This window comes from Streptomyces sp. NPDC041814, assembly GCF_055590565.1.
The window spans coordinates 275,964-288,714 of record NZ_JBVJAM010000006.1 but is presented as its reverse complement, the minus strand read 5'-3'; the positions used below and the strand labels follow the sequence as shown (position 1 = coordinate 288,714).

Annotated in this window: 12 protein-coding genes and 1 pseudogene; 5 read left to right on the top strand and 8 right to left on the bottom strand. The window is 72.1% G+C overall.

Features of this window, described 5'->3' with window-relative positions; translation table 11 throughout:
* The first annotated feature begins 18 nt into the window (after positions 1-18).
* Positions 19-807, top strand: coding sequence for a decaprenylphospho-beta-D-erythro-pentofuranosid-2-ulose 2-reductase (locus tag ACZ6C6_RS18020; RefSeq protein ID WP_469203778.1), 789 nt, complete (start codon positions 19-21; stop codon positions 805-807).
* A 5-nt stretch (positions 808-812) separates the two neighbouring features.
* Here ACZ6C6_RS18020 and ACZ6C6_RS18015 read toward each other — a convergent pair whose 3' ends face one another.
* Both ACZ6C6_RS18015 and trpS read right to left on the bottom strand, forming a co-directional pair.
* Complete coding sequence (locus ACZ6C6_RS18015) at positions 813-1,406, bottom strand: 2'-5' RNA ligase family protein (protein WP_469203776.1); 594 nt, start codon at positions 1,404-1,406, stop codon at positions 813-815.
* 106 nt (positions 1,407-1,512) lie between these two features.
* Complete coding sequence (trpS, locus tag ACZ6C6_RS18010) at positions 1,513-2,526, bottom strand: tryptophan--tRNA ligase (RefSeq protein WP_469203774.1); 1,014 nt, start codon at positions 2,524-2,526, stop codon at positions 1,513-1,515.
* Between the two features lie 179 nt (positions 2,527-2,705).
* Between trpS and rocD the strand changes: the two genes are divergently transcribed.
* Positions 2,706-3,911, top strand: a complete 1,206-nt coding sequence (rocD, locus tag ACZ6C6_RS18005) for an ornithine--oxo-acid transaminase (RefSeq protein ID WP_469203772.1) — start codon at positions 2,706-2,708, stop codon at positions 3,909-3,911.
* Between the two features lie 46 nt (positions 3,912-3,957).
* Here the strand turns inward: rocD and pdxR are convergent, their stop codons facing one another.
* Positions 3,958-5,364 (bottom strand): MocR-like pyridoxine biosynthesis transcription factor PdxR, encoded by a 1,407-nt coding sequence (pdxR, locus tag ACZ6C6_RS18000; protein WP_469203770.1) that lies wholly within the window; start codon positions 5,362-5,364, stop codon positions 3,958-3,960.
* Between the two features lie 47 nt (positions 5,365-5,411).
* Between pdxR and ACZ6C6_RS17995 the strand changes: the two genes are divergently transcribed.
* Both ACZ6C6_RS17995 and ACZ6C6_RS17990 read left to right on the top strand, forming a co-directional pair.
* Positions 5,412-5,921, top strand: coding sequence for a carboxymuconolactone decarboxylase family protein (locus ACZ6C6_RS17995; protein ID WP_469203768.1), 510 nt, complete (start codon positions 5,412-5,414; stop codon positions 5,919-5,921).
* Between the two features lie 8 nt (positions 5,922-5,929).
* The gene (locus ACZ6C6_RS17990) at positions 5,930-6,652 is read left to right on the top strand and encodes an isocitrate lyase/PEP mutase family protein (protein WP_469203766.1); all 723 of its coding nucleotides are present in this window, start codon (positions 5,930-5,932) and stop codon (positions 6,650-6,652) included.
* 62 nt (positions 6,653-6,714) lie between these two features.
* Here ACZ6C6_RS17990 and ACZ6C6_RS17985 read toward each other — a convergent pair whose 3' ends face one another.
* From ACZ6C6_RS17985 to ACZ6C6_RS17975, 3 genes and pseudogenes are all read right to left on the bottom strand, one after another.
* The gene (locus ACZ6C6_RS17985; RefSeq protein WP_469203764.1) at positions 6,715-7,704 is read right to left on the bottom strand and encodes a malate dehydrogenase; all 990 of its coding nucleotides are present in this window, start codon (positions 7,702-7,704) and stop codon (positions 6,715-6,717) included.
* Positions 7,705-8,064: 360 nt separating this feature from the next.
* A pseudogene (locus tag ACZ6C6_RS17980) lies at positions 8,065-8,532 on the bottom strand (DUF3017 domain-containing protein); the annotation flags it as partial.
* Position 8,533: 1 nt separating this feature from the next.
* On the bottom strand, positions 8,534-9,403 hold the full coding sequence (locus ACZ6C6_RS17975; protein WP_164399210.1) for a bifunctional methylenetetrahydrofolate dehydrogenase/methenyltetrahydrofolate cyclohydrolase: 870 nt from the start codon (positions 9,401-9,403) through the stop codon (positions 8,534-8,536).
* Between the two features lie 227 nt (positions 9,404-9,630).
* Between ACZ6C6_RS17975 and ACZ6C6_RS17970 the strand changes: the two genes are divergently transcribed.
* Positions 9,631-10,215: an RDD family protein gene (locus ACZ6C6_RS17970; protein WP_469203762.1), complete on the top strand. Its 585-nt coding sequence runs from the start codon at positions 9,631-9,633 to the stop codon at positions 10,213-10,215.
* An 87-nt stretch (positions 10,216-10,302) separates the two neighbouring features.
* On the opposite strand, the gene purH is transcribed toward ACZ6C6_RS17970, so the two are convergent.
* Entirely contained in the window at positions 10,303-11,856 is a 1,554-nt protein-coding gene (gene purH / locus ACZ6C6_RS17965; protein ID WP_469203760.1) for a bifunctional phosphoribosylaminoimidazolecarboxamide formyltransferase/IMP cyclohydrolase, read from the bottom strand.
* Entirely contained in the window at positions 11,843-12,499 is a 657-nt protein-coding gene (gene purN / locus ACZ6C6_RS17960) for a phosphoribosylglycinamide formyltransferase (RefSeq protein ID WP_161211252.1), read from the bottom strand. Before purN ends, purH begins: the two co-directional genes overlap by 14 nt.
* Positions 12,500-12,751: the final 252 nt, after the last annotated feature.

Here is a 12,751-nt window from a genome sequence, read left to right as displayed (position 1 = left end):
CCTGCAAGGAGCGTTCCCGTGAAGGATGCCTTCGGTGCCCCGCAGTCCCTGCTCGTCCTCGGCGGCACGTCGGAGATCGGGCTCGCCACCGCACGCCGCCTGATCGCCCACCGCACCCGCACGGTCTGGCTGGCCGGCCGCCCCTCGCCCGCCCTGGAGGCCGCGGCGGAGGACCTGCGCCACCGGGGGGCGTACGTACAGACCGTGGCGTTCGACGCGCTGGACACCGAGTCCCACGAGACGGTCCTCGGGAAGGTCTTCGCCGAGGGCGACATCGACATGGTGCTCCTCGCCTTCGGCATCCCGGGCGACCAGGGGCGCGACGAGGAGGAACCGCTCGCGGCGGTCCGGGTGGCGCAGACGAACTACACCGGCGCGGTCTCCGCCGGTCTGGTGTGCGCGGGCGCGCTCCAGGCGCAGGGGCACGGCTCGCTGGTGGTGCTGTCCTCGGTGGCCGGTGAGCGGGCCCGCCGGGCGGACTTCATCTACGGGTCGAGCAAGGCCGGCCTGGACGTCTTCACGCAGGGCCTCGGCGACGCGCTGCACGGCACGGGGGTGCACGTGATGGTGGTGCGCCCGGGGCTGGTGGTGCCGGACGCGGCGGCGGTGCGGGAGGCCGGAGGGCCGCTGGCGACGGTCCCGTTCACCCGCACGCCGCTGGTGACGACGCCGGGTGCGGTGGCGGACGCGATCGTGACCGGGCTGCGGAGGCGCCAGGAGACGGTGTGGGTGCCGGGGGCGCTGCGCGCGGTGATGTCCGCGCTGCGCCACGTGCCCCGGCCGCTGTTCCGGCGGCTGCCGGTGTGACCCTTCTACGGGTGCAGCGAGGGGGTGTCCAGGGTGCTGCCGCTCTGCGCGGGGACTGCGGGGCCCGTGCCGCCCGCGCCGAACGGGAACTCGTTGATCTTGCGCCAGACGCGGTCCAGGCGGCCCTGTTCGTACAGCGCGAAGGAGCCGCAGATCCAGGACGCCTCGTAGTCGGCGAGCTCCTCGTACGCCCGGTCCATCGCCGCTTCGGAGATGTCGTGGGCGACGGTCACATGCGGGTGGTACGGGAACTGGAGCTCGCGCACCAGGGGCCCGGAGGCGTCCCGTACCCGCTTCTGGAGCCAGGCGCAGGCCGAGGCGCCCTCGACCACCTGGACGAAGACGACCGGCGACAGCGGGCGGAAGGTGCCCGTGCCGGACAGCCGCATCGGGAAGGGGCGGCCGCCGGTCGCGATCGAGGCGAGGTGCGCCTCGATCGCGGGCAGGTCGGCCGCCAGGGCCTCGGTCGGCGGCAGGAGGGTGACGTGGGTGGGAATGCCGTGTGCGGCAGGGTCCCCGAAGCTCGCGCGGCGCTCCTGGAGCAGGCTGCCGTAGGGCTCCGGGACCGCGATCGAAACGCCGAGCGTTACGGTCCCCACGTCGTTCTCCTCAATCCTCGGTGGTCTGTTTTCAGCCACTGACGGCCGCAAGCATCACGCCGCAAGTGTGCCGCCTGCGAGCCCTCCGCCGCCAGGGTCCTTGGACTCAGTGCTTGGCGGGCAGAAGGCCCATCCGGTCGTAGGTGAGCGCCAGGGTCTCGGCGGCCACGGCCCGCGCCTTCTCGGCGCCCTCGGCCAGGATGGAGTCCAGCGTCTCCGGGTCGTCCAGATATTCCTGCGTCTTCGTGCGGAACGGTGTGACGAAGTCGACCATGACGTCGGCGAGGTCCGTCTTCAGCGCGCCGTAGCCCTTGCCCTCGTACTTCTGCTCCAGCTCCGGCACCGAGGCACCGGTGAGCGTCGAGTAGATGGTGAGCAGGTTGCTGACGCCGGGCTTCTCGGCCCGGTCGAAGCGGATCACCGTGTCGGTGTCGGTGACGGCGCTCTTCACCTTCTTGGCGGTGGTCTTCGGCTCGTCCAGGAGGTTGATCAGACCCTTGGGGTTCGCCGTCGACTTGCTCATCTTCGAGGACGGGTCCTGGAGGTCGTAGATCTTCGCCGTCTCCTTGAGGATGTACGGGTCCGGGACGGTGAAGGTCTCGCCGTAGGCGCTGTTGAACCGCTCGGCGAGATTACGCGTCAGCTCCAGGTGCTGGCGCTGGTCCTCGCCCACCGGGACCTGGTCGGCCTGGTAGAGCAGGATGTCGGCGACCATCAGCATCGGGTAGGTGAAGAGGCCGACCGTGGTGCGGTCGGCACCGTGCCGGGCGGACTTGTCCTTGAACTGCGTCATGCGGGACGCCTCGCCGAACCCGGCCAGGCAGTTCATGACCCACCCCAGCTGGGCGTGCTCGGGCACATGGCTCTGGATGAACAGCGTGCAGCGCTCGGGGTCGAGCCCGGCGGCGAGCAGCTGGGCCACGGCGAACCGGGTGTTGGCCCGCAGCTGCGCGGGGTCCTGCGCGACGGTGATGGCGTGCAGGTCGACGACCATGTAGAAGGCGTCGTGGGACTCCTGCAGGGCCACCCACTGGCGGACGGCGCCGAGGTAGTTGCCGAGGTGGAACGAGCCGGAGGTGGGCTGGATTCCGGAGAGCACGCGGGGACGTTCAGAGGCCATGGGCTCATTGTCTCAGGTGTACGGCCCTTCCCGGGCAGCCGGTGAAGGAATCGCCCGACGGGGCCGCGCCGCGGAATTTCCGGGCGCGCCGGGAACCGAAGGTTTCCTCGCGGACGAACCGACCGACGATACAAAGTGGGCCCAACCCCGGCTCACGCCGCACGACGATCGGAGATCCCGTGTCGACCACGGAAAACGCCATCGCCTCCGCCGAGGCGCACAGCGCGCACAACTACCACCCGTTGCCCGTCGTCGTCGCCACGGCGGACGGGGCCTGGATGACCGATGTGGAGGGCCGCCGCTACCTCGACATGCTCGCCGGATACTCGGCGCTCAATTTCGGCCACGGCAACCGCCGGCTGATCGACGCGGCGCGGGCCCAGCTCGAACGGGTGACGCTCACCTCCCGGGCCTTCCACCACGACCGGTTCGCGGACTTCTGTACGCGCCTGGCGGAGCTGTGCGGCATGGAGATGGTGCTGCCGATGAACACGGGGGCGGAGGCCGTCGAGACGGCGGTGAAGACCGCCCGCAAGTGGGGCTACCGGGTCAAGGGCGTCCCGGACGGCATGGCGAAGATCATCGTCGCCGCCGACAACTTCCACGGCCGCACGACCACGGTCATCAGCTTCTCCACGGACCCGGAGGCCCGCGCCGACTTCGGCCCGTACACCCCGGGTTTCGAGATCGTGCCGTACGGGGACCTCACCGCGATGCGCGAGGCCATGACGGAGAACACCGTGGCCGTGCTGATCGAGCCGATCCAGGGCGAGGCGGGCGTGCTGGTGCCGCCGCCCGGCTATCTGGCCGGGGTGCGGGAGCTGACGCGTGAGCGGAACGTGCTGTTCATCGCCGACGAGATCCAGTCCGGCCTGGGCCGGACCGGGAAGACCTTCGCCTGCGAGCACGAGGGCGTCGTCCCCGACATGTACCTCCTGGGCAAGGCGCTCGGCGGCGGCGTGGTGCCGGTGTCGGCCGTGGTGTCGTCTTCGGCGGTGCTCGGGGTCTACCGCCCCGGGGAGCACGGCTCGACGTTCGGCGGCAACCCGCTGGCCTGCGCGGTGGCGCTGGAGGTCATCGACATGCTGAGCACCGGCGAGTACCAGCAGCGCGCCGCCGAGCTGGGCGACCACCTCCACCACGAGCTGGGTCTCCTGGTGGGCGGGGGCACCGTGCAGGCCGTCCGGGGACGCGGGCTGTGGGCGGGCGTGGACATCGAACCGGAGCTGGGCACGGGCCGGGAGATCTCCGAGCGGCTGATGGAGCGTCGGGTCCTGGTGAAGGACACCCACGGCTCCACGATCCGGATCGCACCGCCGCTGGTGATCGGCAAGGAGGACCTGGACTGGGGCCTTGAGCAGCTGCGGGAGGTCCTGCGGGGCTGAGCCCGGGGGCGGGCGCGGACCCTGGAGGCGGCCCGGTGCCCGCCCCTCAGCCCAGCACCCGCAGCAGCGCCTCCAGCGCGCCCGTCCACGCGCTGTCCGTCGGGGTGCCGTAACCGATGACCAGCGCCTCGCGCTTGAGGTCGGCGTCCGGGTGGCGGAAGTAGGCCAGGCCCTCGACGACGAGGCCCTGCCAGACCGCCGCCCGGATCGCCTCGGCCTCGCCGCCCTCCGGGAGTTCGAGGACGGCGTGCAGCCCGGCGGCGATCCCGCTGACCCGGATCTGCGGGGCGCGCTCGGCCAGGGCCGCGACGAGCTGGTCGCGGCGGTTGCGGTAGCGCAGCCGCATGGACCGCACGTGCCGGTCGTACGCCCCCGAGGCCATGAACTCCGCGAGCGTCAGCTGGTCCAGCGCGCCCGGCGCCCAGTCGCTCGCCCCCTTCGCCCCTGCGATCTCGGCGGCCAGGGCGCGCGGCACCACCATCCAGCCGAGCCGCAGGCCCGGGGCCAGGGACTTGCTGGCGGTGCCCAGGTAGACGACGCGTTCCGGGTCCAGGCCCTGGAGGGCGCCGACCGGCTGACGGTCGTACCGGAACTCGCCGTCGTAGTCGTCCTCCAGGATCAGCCCGCCGGTGGCCCGGGCCCAGTCGACGGCCGCCGCCCGGCGGTCCGGGTGGAGCGGGACCCCGGTGGGGAACTGGTGGGCCGGGGTCAGCAGGACCGCGCCCGCGTGGCGCAGGGTGTGCAGCTCGCCGGTCCGGGTGCCGTGCTCGTCGAGCGGCAGGCAGGGGATGCGCAGCCCGGCATCGGTGAGCAGCCGGGTGTGGATGCCGAGGCCGTAGGACTCCACGGCCACCTCCCGCACCCGGCGCCGCCGCAGCACCTTGCCGAGCAGCATCAGCCCGTGCACGAATCCGGAGCAGACGATGATCCGGTCCGGGTCGGCGTACACCCCGCGCGCCCGGGCCAGGTATTCGGCGAGGACGGTGCGCAGCTCGATCCGGCCGCGCGGGTCGCCGTAGCCGAAGGCGTCGTTCGGCGCGGTGGACAGGGCGCGCCGGGCGGCCTTCAGCCACTCGGCGCGCGGGAAGGTGGCCAGGTCGGGGGTGCCCGGTTTCAGGCTGTACGCGGGTGCGCCGCGCGGCGGCCTGGCGCGCGGGGCCTCGGGCGCCGGCGTGGGCCGGGGGTCGGCGCGGCGGGCCACCCGGGTGCCGGAGCCCTGGCGGGCGGTGAGCCAGCCCTCGGCGACGAGCTCCGCGTAGGCGTCGGCGACGGTGTTGCGGGCGATGCCGAGGTCGGCGGCGAGGGTGCGGGAGGACGGCAGGCGGGTGCCGGGGGCCAGCCGGCCGGTGCGGACGGCCTTGCGCAGGGCGTCCATCAGGCCGGCCCGCAGACCGCTTGATCCGGTCGGGTCAATGTGGAGGTCGGCACCGAAAGTGGCCCAGGCGTCTGTCATGCAAATGGACCATACCGGTGCGCCACTCTCCCCGTAACGTTGAGGGCATGACGACGAACGAGAACAGCAACGACACCTCCGGCTACTGCCCCGAGCACACCCCGCGTCTGGCCTGGGCGCAGCACGCTCCCGACGTCTACAAGGCGATGGCCCGCCTCGACGCCGCCTCCCGCAGGGGCATCGACCCGGTGACCGCCGAGCTGGTGAAGATCCGCGCCTCGCAGATCAACCACTGCGCGTTCTGCCTGGACATGCACACCAAGGACGCGCTCGCGGCGGGCGAGTCGCTGGAGCGGATCATCCAGCTCAGCGCGTGGGAGGAGTCGCAGCACTTCTACACGCCGAAGGAGATCGCCGCGATCGAGCTGACCGAGGCGGTGACCGTGCTGACCGACGGCTTCGTGCCGGACGAGGTGTACGCACGGGCCGCGAAGCACTTCGGCGAGGAGGAGCTGGCCCACCTCATCGCCGCGATCATCACGATCAACGCCTGGAACCGCTTCGCCGTGTCCACCCGCATGGTGCCGGGCCACTACACGCCCGGCGACCACGGCTGAGCGGCCCGGTGACCGCGTCGGGCCTGCGGGTCCTGCACCACGGCCGCGCCCCCGGCGACCCGCTGGTCCTCCCCGGCCCGTGGGACGCCGCGAGCGCCCGTGCCTTCGCGGAGGCCGGCTTCCCCGCGCTCGCCACGCCGAGCGCGGGGGTCGCCGCGTCCCTGGGTTACGAGGACGGCTCGACGCCCGCCGACGAGATGTTCGCGGCGGTGGCGCGGATCGCCCGGGCCGTCTCCGTACCGGTCTCCGCCGATGTCGAGGCCGGGTACGGGCTGGCGCCCGGCGAGCTGGTGGAGCGGCTGCTCGCGACCGGGGCGGTCGGCTGCAACCTGGAGGACACGGTGGACGGGATCCTGCTGGACGCCGGAGCGCAGGCGGAGCGGCTGGCCGCGGTGCGGGCGGCGGCCGGGGACGCGCTCTTCGTGAACGCCCGGATCGACACCTACGTCACGGGCGTCCCGGACGGGGTGGACCCGGCGGCGGAGACCCTGCGCCGGGCGCGGCTCTACGCGGCCGCGGGCGCGGACTGCGTCTATCCGATCCTGGCCCCGCCCGAGGTGTTCGGACCGCTGGCCGGTGCGCTGCCCGGGCTGCCGCTGAACGCGCTGGCCCGCCCGGACGGGCCGGGGCCGGGCCGCCTCGGTGAGCTGGGGGCGACCCGGATCACTTTCGGGCCGGGGCTCCAGCGCCGGGCCATGGCCGCGGTGCGGGAGATCGCGGCCGGACTCTGACCGCGTGACACGCACGACGCCCCCGGCAGCTTCGCGGCTGCCGGGGGCGTCGTGTGTGTGGATCAGATGAGGCCGAGCTCGCGGACCGCGTCGCGCTCCTCGGTGAGCTCCTTGACCGAGGCGTCGATGCGCGCACGGGAGAACTCGTTGATGTCCAGGCCCTGGACGATCTCGTACTTTCCGTCCTTCGTGGTGACCGGGAAGGACGAGATGATGCCCTCGGGCACGCCGTAGGAGCCGTCCGACGGGATGCCCATGGAGGTCCAGTCGCCCTCGGCGGTGCCGTTGACCCAGGTGTACACGTGGTCGATGGCGGCGTTGGCGGCGGAGGCGGCGGAGGACGCGCCACGGGCCTCGATGATCGCGGCGCCGCGCTTGGCGACGGTCGGGATGAAGGAGTCGGCCAGCCACGCCTCGTCGTCGACCAGCTCGGCGGCGTTCTTGCCGGCGACCTCGGCGTGGAAGATGTCCGGGTACTGGGTGGCCGAGTGGTTGCCCCAGATCGTCAGCTTCTTGATGTCGGAGACGGCGGCGCCGGTCTTGGCGGCCAGCTGCGAGATCGCGCGGTTGTGGTCCAGGCGGGTCATCGCGGTGAAGCGCTCGGCCGGGACGTCCGGGGCGGCGGCCTGCGCGATGAGCGCGTTGGTGTTGGCCGGGTTGCCGACGACGAGGACCTTGATGTCGTCCGCGGCGTTGTCGTTGATCGCCTTGCCCTGCGGCTTGAAGATGCCGCCGTTGGCGGAGAGCAGGTCGCCGCGCTCCATGCCCTTGGTGCGGGGCCGAGCGCCGACGAGGAGGGCGACGTTCGCACCGTCGAAGCCGACGTTCGCGTCGTCGGTGATCTCGATGCCGCGCAGCAGCGGGAAGGCGCAGTCGTCGAGCTCCATGGCGGTGCCCTCGGCGGCCTTCAGCCCCTGGGGGATCTCCAGGAGACGCAGGTTGACCGGCACGTCCGGGCCGAGCAGGTGGCCGGAGGCGATGCGGAAGAGCAGCGCGTAGCCGATCTGGCCGGCTGCGCCGGTCACGGTGACATTCACGGGAGTGCGGGTCATGGCGATCTCCGTTAGACAGCTGGCGGTCCGGGCTCCTGGCCCCTGGTGCGGGACATCTCCCTGAATCTTGATGTGAAGAGATATCCGTCGGCCAGGCTATCCGACCCGGAACCCCACGGCCGCCCGGCCCCCGTTGCCTGTCGATCACACCATGGCGGAATGGTCACTTCCGTGCCACAGGGGCAAGCCGTCCCTTGAACGGGTGGGGGCCGTCGACAAGGCTGGAAGCAGGACGGGGCAAGGCCGCTCAGCCGCCGCTTCGGGAGCTTCGCGCTCCGGGGTTGCCCCCGACTCCGGTGTCCGTCCCTTCTCGGGGGAGGGGACGGCCACCGGTTCTTCCGCTCCTTCTCGGAGCGCGGGTCAGCGGACCGTGAAGTGGACCGCGTCCTCCAGGAACGGGATGTCGAGCCACGGCTCCGGCTGCGCGACCAGCGCGAGCAGCACGATGAGGACGCCGAGCAGGCCGTACGTCACCAGATCGGTGAAGCGGGACCGCACCGCGAGCATGCCCACCGACCGGACGGTCACGCGCAGGACCGCTCCCAGCACCAGGGCGACACCGATCAGTATCGTCCCGACGCGGAAGGCTTCCTCGAACGGATCGGCCGCCACGATCAGCAGTCCGGCGCCGGCCGTGCAGAGCACCGCGAGCAGCGGCCACTGCCGGGCCGGGGCCGGCGCGTCCCCGCCGGCCGCCCGCCCGCCGCCCTCGGGCCGCGCGGTGTCCCGGGTCAGCGAGAACCGCCGGGACCGCCGCGTCGCGGCGGGGGCGGCGTCGGGGGCCGCCTCGGTGGAGCCGGTGTCCGGGCTCGTACCAGCACCCACGGGGTCAGCCGGCGGAGACGGCAGCCGCGTCGCGCTCGGCGGCCTCGACCACGTTGACGAGCAGCTGGGCGCGGGTCATCGGGCCGACACCGCCCGGGTTCGGCGAGATCCAGGCGGCGACCTCGGCCACGCCGGGGTGGACGTCGCCGACGATCTTGCCGTTCTCGTCGCGGCTGACGCCGACGTCCAGGACGGCCGCGCCGGGCTTCACGTGCTCGGGCTTGATGATGTGCGGCACGCCCGCGGCGGCGACGATGATGTCGGCCTGCTTCAGGTGGGCGGCCAGGTCCCGGGTGCCGGTGTGGCACTGGGTCACCGTGGCGTTCTCCGACTTACGGGTCAGCAGCAGCGGGATGGACCGCCCGATGGTGACACCGCGTCCGACGACCACGACGTGGGCGCCGTTGATCTCGACGCCGTGGTGGCGCAGGAGCTGGACGACGCCCTGCGGGGTGCACGGCAGCGGGCCGGTCTCGTTGAGCACGAGGCGGCCGAGGTTCATCGGGTGGAGGCCGTCGGCGTCCTTGGCCGGATCCATCAGTTCCAGGACGCGGTTGGTGTCGATCCCCTTGGGCAGGGGAAGCTGCACGATGTAGCCCGTGCAGGCGGGGTCGGCGTTGAGCTCGCGGACGACGGCCTCGATCTCCTCCTGCGTGGCGGTGTCCGGGAGTTCGCGCTGGATGGACCCGATGCCGACCTGGGCGCAGTCCTTGTGCTTGCCGTTCACGTACCACCTGCTGCCCGGGTCGTCCCCGACCAGCAGGGTTCCCAGGCCGGGCGTGACGCCCCGGGCCTTGAGGGCCGCCACGCGGGCGGTCAGATCGGACTTGATCGCGGCTGCGGTGGCCTTGCCATCGAGAATCTGGGCAGTCATGGTCCCCATACTCCCGGATGACCCCGCCCTCGGACCAATCAGGTACCAGGCGTGGACGCAAGGTTGCACTTGGACAACTTCTTGAACCGCGGCTGGACAAACGTACTAACCGCTTATAACGATGAAGGCCGCTGTGCCGCAGCAGTTACCGGGGGGTCTGGACCGCTGACGTTTTCTCTTCCTCCGCGCGGCCGCACCGTCCCCGTACATCTGTTGGAGGAACGCCCATGAGCTTCGGCGACCCGAACCCGAACAACCCCTACGGGCAGCAGCCCGGTCAGCCGCAGCAGCCGGGCTACGGCTACCCGCAGGCCCCCCAGGGCGTGCCGCAGCAGGGCTACGGCTACCCGGCGGCCCCGCCGGTGCCCGGCGGCGACTACGGCCAGCAGCCCGGCTACGGTGCCCGCCCGCCGCTGTCCGGCTGGTGGCGGCGCGTCGGCGCGGTCGTGATCGACGGCCTCGTCATCGGCATCCCGTACGGGCTGGTCATCGGCATCGGCGCGGGTGTGGGCGGCGGCGTGGGCAGCGGCCTCGCGGTGCTCGGCGTCCTCATCGGCATCGGCCTCGGCCTGTTCAAGCTGTACAAGGAGGGCACGACGGGCCAGTTCATCGGCAAGAAGGCCCTCGGCATCAGCCTGCTGCGCGAGGCCGACGGCCGGCCGCTCGGCTTCGGCATGGCCTTCGTCCGCAACATCGCGCACTTCCTGGACAGCATCGCCTGCTACCTCGGCTGGCTGTGGCCGCTGTGGGACGACAAGAACCAGACGTTCGCGGACAAGGTCTGCTCCAGCGTCGTGGTCCGCGTCGGCTGACCCCCGCCGGACAAGACCCGAGGGCCGTAACCGCACGCGCATCGCGTGGGGTTACGGCCCTCGGGCGTGTTACGGGGACGAACCGGCTCAGTGGAAGAAGTGCCGGGTGCCCGTGAGGTACATCGTCACGCCGGCCTTCTTCGCGGCCTCGACCACCAGCTCGTCGCGGACCGAACCGCCCGGCTGGACCACGGCCTTGACGCCGGCGGCGGTCAGGATCTCCAGCCCGTCCGGGAACGGGAAGAAGGCGTCGGACGCCGCGTAGGAACCGGTGGCCCGCTCCTCGCCCGCGCGCTCGACGGCCAGCTTCGCGGAGTCGACCCGGTTGACCTGGCCCATGCCGACGCCGACCGAGGCGCCGCCCTTGGCGAGCAGGATGGCGTTGGACTTGACCGCCCGGCACGCCTTCCACGCGAAGGCGAGCTCCTTCAGCTCGTCGGCCGAGAGCGCGTCGCCCGTGGCGAGCGTCCAGTTGGCCGGGTCGTCGCCCTCGGCCTGGAGCCGGTCGGTGACCTGGAGCAGCGCACCGCCGTCGATCGGCTTGACCTCGACCTCGGCGGACGGGGCCTCGGGGCAGCGCAGCACGCGGATGTTCTTCTTGCGCGCCAGGATCTCGACCGCACCGTCCTCGTACGCCGGGGCGACGATGACCTCGGTGAAGATCTCCGCGACCTGCTCGGCCATGGCGACGGTCACGGGACGGTTGACGGCGATGACGCCGCCGTACGCCGACAGCGGGTCGCAGGCGTGCGCGTTGCGGTGTGCCTCGGCGATGTCGTCGGCGATGGCGATGCCGCACGGGTTGGCGTGCTTGATGATCGCGACGCACGGCTCGGCGTGGTCGTACGCGGCGCGCCGGGCGGCGTCGGTGTCCGTGTAGTTGTTGTAGGACATCGCCTTGCCGTGCAGCTGCTCGGCGCCGGCCAGGCCGCCGGTGCCCGAGGTGTAGAGCGCGGCGGGCTGGTGCGGGTTCTCGCCGTAGCGCAGGACGTCCTGGCGCTCGTACGTCGCACCGAAGAAGTCCGGGAAGCCGGAGTCGTCGGCGGCGGCGTAGTCGGCGGCGAACCAGCCGGCGACGGCCACGTCGTAGGCGGCGGTGTGCTGGAACGCCTCGGCGGCGAGCCGCTTGCGGGCGGTCAGGTCGAAGCCGCCCGTCCGGACCGCGGCGAGCACGTCGGCGTAACGCTCCGGGCTGGTGACCACGGCCACGGAGGGGTGGTTCTTGGCGGCGGCGCGGACCATCGACGGGCCGCCGATGTCGATCTGCTCGACGCACTCGTCGGCGGTGGCGCCGGAGGCGACGGTCTCCTTGAACGGGTACAGGTTGACGACCACCAGGTCGAACGGCTCGACGCCCAGCTCGGCCAGCTGCTCGCGGTGCGCGTCGAGGCGCAGGTCGGCGAGGATGCCGGCGTGGACGCGGGGGTGCAGCGTCTTGACGCGGCCGTCGAGGCACTCGGGGAAGCCGGTCAGCTCCTCGACCTTGGTGACCGGGACGCCGGCGGCGGCGATCTTTCCGGCGGTGGACCCGGTGGAGACCAGTTCGACACCCGCCTCGTGCAGACCGCGGGCGAGTTCTTCGAGGCCGGTCTTGTCGTAGACGCTGACCAGGGCGCGGCGGATGGGCTTATTCTCCGACATGACCGAGATGAACCTTTCGTCCCTCAATGCGATAGCCGTCACGGGCGAGCCGCCCCACGGCCTCGACGAGCAGCTTGCGCTCGACTTCCTTGATGCGTTCATGGAGGGCCGCTTCGCCCTCCGGGGTGTCCTCTTCGGTCACCTCGACCACGCCCTGCGCGATGATCGGACCGGTGTCGACGCCGTCGTCGACGAAGTGGACGGTGCACCCGGTGACCTTCACGCCGTACGCGAGCGCGTCACGCACGCCGTGGGCACCGGGAAAGCTGGGGAGCAGGGCGGGGTGGGTGTTGATGAACCGGCCGCCGAACCGGGCCAGGAACTCCTTGCCCACGATCTTCATGAACCCGGCCGACACCACGAGGTCCGGCCGGTGCGCGGCGGTGGCCTCGGCGAGCGCGGCGTCCCATTCCTCGCGGGTGGCGTGGTCCTTGACCCGGCACGTGAAGGTGGGGAGCCCGGCGCGCTCGGCCCGTTCCAGGCCGGCGATGCCGTCGCGGTCGGCGCCGACCGCGACGATCCGGGCGCCGAAGCCCTCGGGATCGTCACCGATCACGTCGAGCAGGGCCTGGAGGTTCGTACCGGAACCGGAGACCAGGACGACCACACGGGCCGGGGCGGCGGAAGGAAGCGGGGAGGCCACGGCTGGGCCCTTTCTCGCGTGCGAGCGGTTCGAAGCGGCCGGCCCGCCACCACGGCACCGGGGCGGCGGCCTGCGATTTGTACGGTCGTACGAAAGGAGCACACTCCCCCATACGGGGAACTCTACGAACGGGCCGACCGTCAGCAACGATACCGGCACCTCGCCACGCCCCTGCCTGACGGGGGTGACGGGCCCCCGCGCTCCCCGCTTTCGGCCCCTCCTCGCCGGAAGGTAGCGTCAGGGGCAGCGAAC

Bases quoted from the DNA above. Each gene is read 5' to 3' on its own strand.
- trpS (WP_469203774.1), bottom strand. From the start codon at position 2,526: ATGGCCTCTGAACGTCCCCGCGTGCTCTCCGGAATCCAGCCCACCTCC.
- pdxR (WP_469203770.1), bottom strand. From the start codon at position 5,364: ATGACAGACGCCTGGGCCACTTTCGGTGCCGACCTCCACATTGACCCG.
- ACZ6C6_RS17975 (WP_164399210.1), bottom strand. From the start codon at position 9,403: ATGACTGCCCAGATTCTCGATGGCAAGGCCACCGCAGCCGCGATCAAG.
- ACZ6C6_RS17985 (WP_469203764.1), bottom strand. From the start codon at position 7,704: ATGACCCGCACTCCCGTGAATGTCACCGTGACCGGCGCAGCCGGCCAG.
- purH (WP_469203760.1), bottom strand. From the start codon at position 11,856: ATGTCGGAGAATAAGCCCATCCGCCGCGCCCTGGTCAGCGTCTACGAC.
- ACZ6C6_RS17970 (WP_469203762.1), top strand. From the start codon at position 9,631: ATGAGCTTCGGCGACCCGAACCCGAACAACCCCTACGGGCAGCAGCCC.
- ACZ6C6_RS17995 (WP_469203768.1), top strand. From the start codon at position 5,412: ATGACGACGAACGAGAACAGCAACGACACCTCCGGCTACTGCCCCGAG.